Origin of the sequence: Rhizobium sp. AG207R, from assembly GCF_027109195.1 — a bacterium.
GTDB lineage: Bacteria > Pseudomonadota > Alphaproteobacteria > Rhizobiales > Rhizobiaceae > Rhizobium > Rhizobium dioscoreae.
This window is the reverse complement of record NZ_JAEPVT010000009.1, coordinates 313239-323047: the sequence shown is the minus strand read 5'-3', so window position 1 is coordinate 323047 and position 9809 is coordinate 313239. Positions and strand designations below refer to the sequence as shown.

The window sequence follows — 9809 nt, the reverse complement described above, 5'->3', positions numbered from 1 at the left end:
GGCCCTGGGTCGCGCGGATCGCGGTGCAGAGATTGGTCTTGCGCGAGAGGCACGACGGGCATTCGCGGCATTCGGGCGTATAGAGCGGAATGACGTGATCGCCTTTCTTCACCGAGGTCACTCCCGGACCGACATCGACGACGATGCCGGCACCCTCATGGCCGAGGATTGCCGGGAAGAGGCCTTCCGGATCGGCACCGGACAGGGTGAAATCATCGGTATGGCAGATGCCGGTCGCCTTGACCTCGATCAGCACTTCGCCGGCCTTCGGCCCCTCCAGCTGAACCGTCATCACCTCAAGCGGCTTGCCAGCCGCAACCGCGACCGCTGCTCTTACGTCCATGATCTCATCCCTTCTTGCTATGATTTGGTCCGCGCGACATTGGCATGGGCGCACGGGGCGGCTCAAGCCAAAATCAGACACTTAGCGTCGCAATTATCATGTTTTGGCCGAGCAATCGCCACGCAAGCTTTTCCATATGGCCGCGATGGCGAAGCTTCTCGATCAGGCGAATTCCATGATCACGGCGTCGACGGCTAGGCTTTCGCCCGGCTTGGCGTTGATCTTGCCGATGACCAGATCGCGTTCAGCGCGCAGGACATTTTCCATCTTCATTGCTTCGACGATGGCCAGCGTTTCGCCCGCCTTGACTTCCTGTCCCTCGGCAACGGCAATCGCCACGACTAGGCCCGGCATGGGGCAGAGCAGCAGCTTCGACGTATCCGGCGGCAATTTGACGGGCATCAGCTTGTCGAGCTCGGCCTGGCGCGGCGTGAACACCCTGGCCCGGACGGAAATGCCTTGCCAATCGATGCGCAGACCATTGAGCACGGTGCGGATCTGGGCCGTCAGCTTGTGGCCGTCGATGGTGCCGACCCATACCGAGTCGCCGGGACGCCAGTCGGTTGCGACAGTTACGGTTTGGGCGCCGATCTGCATGTCCATCTCGAAGGGAATGGTCACCACGCCTTCAAGCAATGTCACAGGCAGATAGTCGGCACCGAGCTTGACGACCCAGCTCTCCCGCAGCGGCGCGGCGGTCGGACGCAGCCGGTCGCCATAGCGTTCACGGCGGTTGGATTCGATGAGGCTGCAGGAAAGGGCGATTGCCGACAGCAAAGCGGTTTGGTCCTCGTCCGGCGTCGCCGGCGCGAAGCCATCGGGATATTCCTCGGCAATGAAGCCCGTGGAGAGGCGGCCTTCGCGCCAACGCGGATGTTTCATCAATGCGGATAGGAACGGCATATTGTGCTCGATGCCATCGACGACAAACCCATCCAGGGCTTCACCCATCGCTTCGATCGCCTCTAGCCGCGTCGGAGCCCAGGTGCAGAGCTTGGCGATCATCGGATCGTAATACATGGAGATTTCGGCGCCTTCGAAGACGCCGGTATCGTTGCGCACGACCGATTTCTCCGTCTTACCCTCGCGCGGCGGACGATAGCGCGTCAGACGGCCAATCGAGGGCAGGAAGTTGCGATAAGGATCTTCCGCATACAAGCGGCTTTCGATCGCCCATCCATCGAGCTTGATATCCGATTGCTTGAACGGCAATTTTTCGCCGGCCGCAACGCGGATCATCTGCTCGACGAGATCGATGCCGGTCACCAGCTCCGTCACCGGATGTTCGACTTGCAGGCGGGTATTCATTTCGAGGAAATAGAAGTTCCTATCGCGATCGACGATGAATTCGACCGTGCCGGCGCTCTGATAATCGACGGCCTTGGCAAGCGCCACGGACTGCTCGCCCATGGCCTTGCGCGTCGCTTCATCCAGGAAAGGCGAGGGCGCTTCTTCGACGACCTTCTGGTTCCGGCGCTGGATGGAGCATTCGCGCTCGCCAAGATAAACGACGTTGCCATGGGCATCGGCCAGCACCTGGATCTCGATGTGCCTGGGATCGACGACGAATTTCTCGATGAAGACGCGGTCGTCGCCGAACGAGCTTTTCGCCTCCGAACGGGCGCGCTCGAAACCATCGCGCACCTCGTCCTTGCTCCAGGCGATGCGCATGCCCTTACCGCCGCCGCCGGCGGACGCCTTGATCATCACGGGATAGCCGATCTCGGCAGCGATCCTTTCTGCGTGATCGGCATCATCAATGATGCCGAGATAGCCCGGAACCGTGGAGACCTTGGCGGCATTGGCGAATTTCTTCGATTCGATCTTGTCGCCCATGGCTTCGATCGCCTTTGGCTTCGGGCCGATGAAGACGATGCCTTCCTTCTCCAGCGCCGCGCAGAAGGAGGCGCGCTCGGAGAGAAAACCGTAGCCTGGATGAACCGCCTCGGCGCCTGTCTTCTTGCAGGCAGCAATGATCTTCTCAGCGACGAGATAGCTTTCGGCTGCGGGAGCTGGGCCGATATGCACGGATTCATCGGCCATTTCGACATGCAGAGCATCCCGATCGGCATCGGAATAGACGGCGACCGTGAGGATGCCCATTCGTCGCGCGGTCTTGATGACGCGGCAGGCGATCTCGCCACGATTGGCGATCAGGATTTTCTTGAACATGCAATCTCCGCCCAAATACCCTATTCAGTCAGTGTTTTAGCCATAAATTGCGCGCCCGGTCCATGCGCAACATGTTTGCGCCTACGTCGTTTTTTCCAATCTCGATTGCATACGCTCCCGCCAGATGATGAAGAGGCCGGAGCCGACGATAATCGCAATGCCGATCCATTTGGAAAGATTGGGGAAATCGCCGAAGATCGCGTAGCCGAGGACGGTGGCGGAGATGATCTCGAAATATTGAAATGGAGCGAGTAGGGACAAGGGCGCCAGCCGGAAGGCTCTGACGACAAGCATATGCGCGTAGCCCGATATCGACCCGAGAATCAGCAGGAGCGCCAGTCCAAGCGTCGAGCCGGGCAGGGACGGCTCAAAATCTGCAATACCGGCTGAGGAGCCGGCAAGCAGAGCCAGGGCCATGAAGACGGTGCCGCCGAGACCCGCCATGATCTGCATCGTCAGCGGCGAATCCGCCTCACCGACGGCGCGGTTCATGAAAAGATACAGCGCATAGAGAAATGCACAGGCGACCGGCAGCAGCGCCTTCAATCCGAAGATCGCAAAACTCGGCTGAATGACGATCATTGCGCCGCCGAAGCCGATAACGATCGCCAGCCATCGCCGCCAGCCGACCTTATCGCCCAGAAACAGGGCAGAAAGCGCCGTCAGCATGAACGGCTCGACGAAATAGATCGCGAAGACATCGGCAAGCGGCATGTATTTGACCGCGGCGAAGAAGAGCAGGCTCGCAGCGCCATGAAGCGCGCCGCGCAGCAGATTCATCCAGGGGCGTTTTGCCGAAAAGGCTGACCGTCCGGTTGCGGTCGCGAGCAGCGGCAGCATGCACACAAGCTGAAAGAAGAAGCGATAGAAGGTCACCTGGCCCGGCGACATGCCTTCGAAGCTCGCCATGTATTTGGCGATCGCATCCATCGTCGGCAACAGGATCATGGCGCTTGCCATGATCGCCATGCCTCTAAGCGGATTTTGCTGTGTGGAAGCGGCGGGAGAGATGGACATGCACGAACATCAAACACAGGAAAAGCATGCAATCAAGGCGCGATCAGGAGCGAGCTGCAAGTCTCGCCGACAGCCAGCGAAAAGTGTCAGACTTTTCCAATTGGGACAGATCGCCATGGCGAGATGACGCCCTTAGACCTATCTGGAGCTTTGGAAACAGCTAAAACATGAATGCGCGGCACAAAACTGCCGGCGCAACCAGGAAAGGGATCGCACCGATGTTCAAACCAGAACAAGAGACGACCGTTTTTTCGGATGAAGGCGGTGATACGCTTGGAGGGCGCTTGTCCATGGCGCGCGATGCAGCGGGAATCAGTCTCAAGACGCTCGCTGGGCAGCTTGGCGTCAGCGAGGAGACGATGCTCGCCTGGGAATCCGATCGGGCTGAACCCAATCCCTCCGCTCTGGCGAAAATGTCGGCGCTTTTCGATGTTTCTCCGGCATGGTTGATGACGGGATCTGGTGATGGGCCGGGAGAAGACAGCGACGAGCGCGCGCTGGAAGCTGTCAGGAACGAGCTTTCGCGGCTTCGGACGGCCTATCAGGAGATCGGCCGGCTGATCGAGGCGACGACAAACCAGCTTGAACGCCTCGACCATCAGATCAGGCTACGCAATCTCAGCAAGGATGTGGCGCATTGAGCGTGGCGACCTTTAACATTCATGGCGCTGCGCTGAACTTCTCTTGAGAGGCTCAGCTTTTCATGGAATCCCCGAACCGCTCTATCTTTTTGTTTTCTTTCAATTCGGGACGGAAAAACGCTACGCACTTTTCCTGGAATTGCTCTAGCTGAGACGGGCAATCGTATCGTCGAGATTATCGATCGCGAGCTGTTCGCGGGCGATCATGCCGTCGAGATCGATATCCTGGCCAGCCCCTTTGGTATTTGCGCCCTGCATCTTCATCGCCAGCAGTTCGTTGCGATGGGCGATCTTTTCGCCTCTGATTTTGATAAGCTTCAAGCGAAAATCATCATTCATCTCCAATCCCTCCGTTGGAATGAGTTATCCGCTGTTTCGAGCTGTCATTCGTTCTCCGGGCTCGTATCCCTCAATCTCAGTCGTGTCCGCGGCCGCGATAAGTGGTTGGAACGCCGGCTTTCTCATGGCATTGCGCTAGAGTTTCCAGCCATTCCGCCAACCCTTCCGGGACTTTGGCATTTCCAGCTTCCAGCGCCTCCACCCATGACAGGTCGCATTGCAGAGCGCTCGCCAGATTGATGGGCGTCCAGCGTATATGCAAAAGGCATTCTGAAAAGCGTTCCGGCGTCATTCATCTTCCTCATATCTGAAGAAGTTCACGGTGCCAGAGAGGAGCGCGAAGTCAAGTGACCATGGAAATACGACGGCTGTTCCGGCCCATCAGGGTAGGTGAATTACCTCTTGGCATAAATTTCGTGAGCAACTTGTTTGGATAACGGGGCGGCACTGCAATATTCCCGACGCTTTGATCGGTTCGCGTGTCGTCCGCGGGCGGACGATGGCATGTCAGATAATGTCACGCTGAAACAAGAGCTGGCTAGGTATTGTTTCAAAAACAAAAAACCCGGCCAAAGCCGGGTTCTTGGTGCGGTCGAGAAGACTCGAACTTCCACGGGTTGCCCCACAGCGACCTCAACGCTGCGCGTCTACCAATTCCGCCACGACCGCATCGTGGTAGGCCAGATTGCTCCGGCGCGGCTGCATGTAGCAAAAGCATTCGGGGGGCACAAGAGCGATATGTCAGTTTTTTTAAATTCCTTCACAGCTCGCCCGATCGAGCTGGTCCGGATGCGGCGGAAACGCCTTACATGTTTGAATTCCCGCCCGAATAGCGCCATATGTGGACAACCCGTCGGCACGCAAGTTTTCCACATATGCGGCCGGCGCGGCGCGCAAAGGACTGCCATATGCTTCGCACCGAACTTTCTCACCAAATGTTTCCCGTTCAAGGCACGCCGCCCGTCCGCTGGCGGATCAGCGAGGGCCTCGTGCCATATGAAGAGGCCGTGGCCACGATGGAGGCGGAAGTGGCCGCGATTGCTGAGGGGCGGGCGCCGGAACTCGTCTGGCTGGTCGAGCATCCGCCACTCTATACGGCAGGCACCAGCGCCAATGCCGCCGATCTGATCGAGCCGGATCGATTCCCGGTCTTTGCGACCGGACGCGGCGGCGAATATACCTATCACGGGCCAGGTCAGCGCGTGGCCTATGTCATGCTGGACCTGAAGTGTCGGCGACAGGATATCCGCGCCTTCGTCGGCGCGCTCGAGGAGGTCATCATTCGCACGCTTGATTCGATGAATGTACGTGGCGAGCGGCGAGAAGATCGGGTCGGCGTATGGGTCAGGCGCCCGGAGAAGCCGATTCTTGCAGACGGTACCGTGGCGGAGGACAAAATTGCAGCCCTCGGTATCCGTGTGCGCAAATGGGTGACATTTCACGGCCTTTCGCTGAACGTCGACCCCGATCTCGGGCACTTCACCGGCATCATTCCTTGCGGAATCTCGGCTTATGGCGTCACCAGCCTCGTCGATCTTGGCCTGCCGGTCATGATGGCGGATGTCGATATCCGTCTCCGCGAGGCGTTTGAACAAGTCTTCGGCGAAACGATCAATGACGCGTGAAGCCAATCGGTGATCGCCGGAAGGCGATCCAGGATGCTGCGCGGAATTCCAGCGCTAAGCAGGACAGGTCAAACGACCTGTCCGATCTACTGCGAAAAAGCCGCCATACCTCACAAGGAAAGCTGTTCGGCATCCTCTGGCACGGGCACTTCCCATTCATCCAAAGCGCGCCGTTTCGATTTTTCCAAAAGATCTATTTTGTCTTCTGCCCTGAGAAGATCATGCAGTTTCTGATCGCTCAAGATATTGTCGTGATTATCATGCGAGGTCATGCGGGTAACTCCTTGACCTCTGCAGGCGAGAGCGCGTCGTCTCTCTCAGCCGATGGCGCCTACGGGTTCGGTAGCCAACGGTGGGGACAGCTTACGCCCATTTGGGAGCCGTTGCGAATCATTTGGTGCGATGGTCCGTTTTCACCGCATGCCCGGCTCGACAAGAAAAGTGCCACAAAAGAAAAATGCCCTGGAAGGGAGAGCATCCAGGGCACAGAGAGGGGAACTGCACTAATGAAATTAGGGCGATGCGTCTGCACTTCAAGGTCCAAGTTTCAGGATAGGTTGTATCCCTCCCACAATCGCTCCTATTCTTCGCGAAACCGTGATCGCCGTCAGCCTTTGATAGGGTCCTAACGACTTTTTCCCTCCGCGCGGTGGTGATATCGTCGGCAAGGGGTCGGACGTAAGCCACAGGGGTTTTCCCAACCATTGTGCCGAGACGCGGCACCGGCGACGTTCCGTTCATCTCATGGCTGAAAATTGCGGGCAGAAAGGTTTAGCAACAGACGGAGAAACGGAAGAAACATTCCGAAATTAGAGTTCATTCCCAAACAAAACTGCAGAATGGAGTAAGGACAATGAGAGCCGTTTTTGGCGTGACCCGTTATTGGAAGACAGGCTTCAAGGCGCTACTCCTCCTTACCGTGTCCGTCTTGCCGGTCATGGCGCAGACCGCCGGCGGTAACCAGAATGCCCAGAATTCGGCTTCAAGCTTCAGCTATCGGCGCGCGGATCTTGGCAGCGGCTATTCCACCTCGAGCATTCTGAAGATGCCGAACAATTCATCCTATTTCGTAACGTGCAATTGCGACGACCGGACATTGCAGGACATGACGTGCCCGACCCAATCTTACGCATGCACCTGCGTTCCGCACGCTTATCTGATGTGCCAGTAGGAAAGGTGGGCGCGAGATATGGCCAAATCGTCGTCAAGGCTATTGCTTGCCATCTTCGGTGTGCTCTGCCTTCCATTGATGGCGTGGGGTCAGCAGAATAACTCGCCGCCGCAAAGCGCAGCTTCGACCTATTCCTTCAGCGTCGGGTCTCGTCCGGCCGATATCGGCACCGGCTTTTCGATCTACAGCGCGACATCCGCAACGGCAGATCAACAGTTTCACGTCCAATGCAATTGCCAGGATTTCAGCCTCGCGACCGCAACCTGCCCGGCTCCCCGTTATGAGTGCTATTGCAGCCCAAGCGCATCGCTGACCTGCGAATAGCAGAATCATGCCGATCAATGTGCCAGATCGGGGTTGCGGTCTCTTTCTACCTCCAGCTGCACTCAGCGCGCCGGCGAACCGCCATCAAGGATTGTCAGCCCAGCCAAGCCACTCTTTTCGATGGCTATTTTTGTACAGTTTGCGTTCATGTTCGTCCGCATATGGTGTCTTCCGTCGCCCCCAGATCGCGCGTCGATTGACAATCGATATGGACGATACGATTAATAGTTTCGACATTCGTCATAGAGCGGAGGATATGCCAATGACAAGTCGTGCCATCCTGTTGATGTCTCTTGCGTCTCTCACAGTTGTAGGCTCGATGGGCCTCGCTTCTTCGGCTTCTGCGCTAACCATGAAAGAGTGCAGCGCCAAATACCAGGCGGCCAAGACCGCTGGTACCTTGAATGGCCAGAAGTGGAATGACTTCCGCGCAACGCAGTGCAGTGCGGACGCCAGCGCCACTACGACTACCGCTCCCGCAGCCACCGCACCAGCGGCTACGACGCCTGCCAAGCCGGCGAAGACCACTGCGGCTGCCAAGGTCGATGCCAGCGAGCCCGACGCGACGAAGCCGCCGGCAGCCGAACCGGCAAAGCCGACGACGGCTGCGCCAGCTGGCGTAACCTTCCCGGCAAAGGTCGACCCCAAATATGCTACCGAGACGCCCGGCAAAGCCCGCTTCCACACCTGCGTCGATGCATACAACGCCGCCAAGACCAGCAATTCGCTCGGCGGTCTGAAGTGGATTCAGAAGGGCGGCGGCTACTACAGCCTCTGCAATTCCAAGCTCAAGGGCTGATTGCGAAGCCAAGCGATTACGGAGCGGGCGCCTTTGGGCGCCCGTTTCCTTTTATGGACATCAAGCCCGCATCTTTTCCCATTTTTTGACAAGCCGATCGCGCTTGAGCTTGGAAAGCCGCTGCAGCCAGAAAATGCCGTCCAGCTGGTCGATCTCGTGCTGGATGCAAATAGCCAGAAAGTCGTCCGCCTCCGCTTCATGGGCCTCGCCGGCGACATCCCGATAGCGAAAGCGGATCGATTTCGCCCTGACGATCTCTTCCGTCACTCCGGGCATGGAAACGCTGCCCTCCGTATGCCGCATGGTTTCCGGCGACGACCATAGGATTTCCGGATTGATATAGGTGCGCACGCCATCCTCGCGGCTGAGTTCAATCACGACGACTCGCTTGAGGACGCCGATATGCGGGCCGGTGATGCCAACGCCGGGCGCAGCCCGCATCGTATCCAGCAGGTCGGTGACGAGCGCTTGCAGATCGTCGTCGAAGGCGGTGACAGCAGCGCAGGCGGTTCGTAGTAGCGGATCGGGAAAGCGGATGATGGGGCGAGGCGACATGGTGCTCTCTACGGATGGAAGACATAGGTAGGAGGCTGCCAGAATAAGGGGAAGGTGGTTGCAATGCCACCGTCCCGATGGCTGCGCTTTCCCTATGAGCTTTTTCCATCATCCACTTGTTTTACATCGATTTCAATCGAGCCGGAGGCCATCTAGCCGAATGACGTCTGCCATCGTTGAAGATGCAATCACCGCATTCCGCCATTCGAACCTCCATCGCATGATTCGTGCATCGAATGGCTGAGGCGTCCTCTGCTTTTATGACCGTTCCCATCGAATTTACGAGGAATTTTGCCTTGTCAGGGCTTGCGAGCCTGTGGTTTTGGGCGGCACTGGCGGGTCGGGAACTGACTGCAACCCGCGAAAATTGACTATTACGTAAAAGTCAATATTATCATGGGCAGCAGATAGGGGCGGATTCTTGGTCGACGGATACTATAGCATAACGGAGCTCACTCGGGAATTCGGGGTTTCGACCCGGACCTTGAGGTTCTACGAGGACGAGGGTCTCATCCACCCTGAGCGCAGAGGCCGTACGCGCCTATTCCGTCCGGCCGACCGGCGTCTGATCATGGAAATCCTGCGCGGCCGCCGCATCGGCTTCACCATTGCCGAGATTCGCGAGATCATTCAGGTCTATAAAGAGCCTCCGGGCGAGATCGGTCAGCTCAAGCTGCTGATGAAGCGCGTCGATGAGAAGCGCGATGAGCTGCGCCAAAAGCGCAAGGATATCGACGATACGCTGAGCGAACTCGACAATGTCGAAGAAGCTTGCCTTGGACGTCTCGCCGAAATTGGCGTCGGGACGTGATCGCGACCAGGC

13 protein-coding genes and 1 tRNA gene are annotated in these 9809 nt (G+C 57.9%); 6 read left to right on the top strand and 8 right to left on the bottom strand.

Annotated features, from left to right (window positions below; all coding sequences use genetic code 11):
- The 3 genes from JJQ51_RS22830 to JJQ51_RS22820 form a co-directional block, all read right to left on the bottom strand.
- On the bottom strand, positions 1-343 hold a 343-nt coding region (locus JJQ51_RS22830; protein ID WP_269245351.1), incomplete at its 3' end, for an alcohol dehydrogenase catalytic domain-containing protein.
- Between the two features lie 162 nt (positions 344-505).
- The gene (locus JJQ51_RS22825; RefSeq protein ID WP_113333830.1) at positions 506-2515 is read right to left on the bottom strand and encodes an acetyl-CoA carboxylase biotin carboxylase subunit; all 2010 of its coding nucleotides are present in this window, start codon (positions 2513-2515) and stop codon (positions 506-508) included.
- An 81-nt stretch (positions 2516-2596) separates the two neighbouring features.
- Positions 2597-3532 (bottom strand): DMT family transporter, encoded by a 936-nt coding sequence (locus JJQ51_RS22820; protein ID WP_269245350.1) that lies wholly within the window; start codon positions 3530-3532, stop codon positions 2597-2599.
- A gap of 218 nt (positions 3533-3750) precedes the next feature.
- On the opposite strand from JJQ51_RS22820, the gene JJQ51_RS22815 reads away from it, so the two are divergent.
- Positions 3751-4173 carry a helix-turn-helix domain-containing protein gene (locus JJQ51_RS22815; RefSeq protein ID WP_113333832.1) on the top strand — a complete coding sequence of 141 codons (423 nt, stop codon included), beginning with the start codon at positions 3751-3753 and terminating at the stop codon, positions 4171-4173.
- Positions 4174-4317: 144 nt separating this feature from the next.
- On the opposite strand, the gene JJQ51_RS22810 is transcribed toward JJQ51_RS22815, so the two are convergent.
- From JJQ51_RS22810 to JJQ51_RS22800, 3 genes are all read right to left on the bottom strand, one after another.
- A complete protein-coding gene (locus JJQ51_RS22810; protein ID WP_113333833.1) occupies positions 4318-4512 on the bottom strand; it encodes a hypothetical protein in 195 nt (64 codons plus the stop codon).
- A gap of 76 nt (positions 4513-4588) precedes the next feature.
- Positions 4589-4804 carry a hypothetical protein gene (locus JJQ51_RS22805; protein ID WP_015339986.1) on the bottom strand — a complete coding sequence of 72 codons (216 nt, stop codon included), beginning with the start codon at positions 4802-4804 and terminating at the stop codon, positions 4589-4591.
- A gap of 292 nt (positions 4805-5096) precedes the next feature.
- Positions 5097-5181, bottom strand: a tRNA-Leu gene (locus JJQ51_RS22800).
- Positions 5182-5420: 239 nt separating this feature from the next.
- Between JJQ51_RS22800 and lipB the strand changes: the two genes are divergently transcribed.
- Positions 5421-6137 carry a lipoyl(octanoyl) transferase LipB gene (gene lipB / locus JJQ51_RS22795; RefSeq protein ID WP_113333849.1) on the top strand — a complete coding sequence of 239 codons (717 nt, stop codon included), beginning with the start codon at positions 5421-5423 and terminating at the stop codon, positions 6135-6137.
- Positions 6138-6247: 110 nt separating this feature from the next.
- On the opposite strand, the gene JJQ51_RS22790 is transcribed toward lipB, so the two are convergent.
- Entirely contained in the window at positions 6248-6409 is a 162-nt protein-coding gene (locus JJQ51_RS22790) for a hypothetical protein (protein ID WP_162748898.1), read from the bottom strand.
- A gap of 581 nt (positions 6410-6990) precedes the next feature.
- Between JJQ51_RS22790 and JJQ51_RS22785 the strand changes: the two genes are divergently transcribed.
- The 3 genes from JJQ51_RS22785 to JJQ51_RS22775 all read left to right on the top strand — a co-directional run bounded on the left by JJQ51_RS22785 (position 6991) and on the right by JJQ51_RS22775 (position 8431).
- Positions 6991-7308, top strand: coding sequence for a hypothetical protein (locus tag JJQ51_RS22785; RefSeq protein WP_113333835.1), 318 nt, complete (start codon positions 6991-6993; stop codon positions 7306-7308).
- An 18-nt stretch (positions 7309-7326) separates the two neighbouring features.
- Positions 7327-7632 carry a hypothetical protein gene (locus JJQ51_RS22780; RefSeq protein WP_113355704.1) on the top strand — a complete coding sequence of 102 codons (306 nt, stop codon included), beginning with the start codon at positions 7327-7329 and terminating at the stop codon, positions 7630-7632.
- A gap of 262 nt (positions 7633-7894) precedes the next feature.
- A complete protein-coding gene (locus tag JJQ51_RS22775) occupies positions 7895-8431 on the top strand; it encodes a hypothetical protein (RefSeq protein WP_083258154.1) in 537 nt (178 codons plus the stop codon).
- A 60-nt stretch (positions 8432-8491) separates the two neighbouring features.
- Here JJQ51_RS22775 and JJQ51_RS22770 read toward each other — a convergent pair whose 3' ends face one another.
- On the bottom strand, positions 8492-8986 hold the full coding sequence (locus JJQ51_RS22770; protein ID WP_113355703.1) for a peptide deformylase: 495 nt from the start codon (positions 8984-8986) through the stop codon (positions 8492-8494).
- 421 nt (positions 8987-9407) lie between these two features.
- Between JJQ51_RS22770 and JJQ51_RS22765 the strand changes: the two genes are divergently transcribed.
- The gene (locus JJQ51_RS22765; RefSeq protein WP_069612249.1) at positions 9408-9797 is read left to right on the top strand and encodes a MerR family transcriptional regulator; all 390 of its coding nucleotides are present in this window, start codon (positions 9408-9410) and stop codon (positions 9795-9797) included.
- Positions 9798-9809 lie beyond the last annotated feature (12 nt).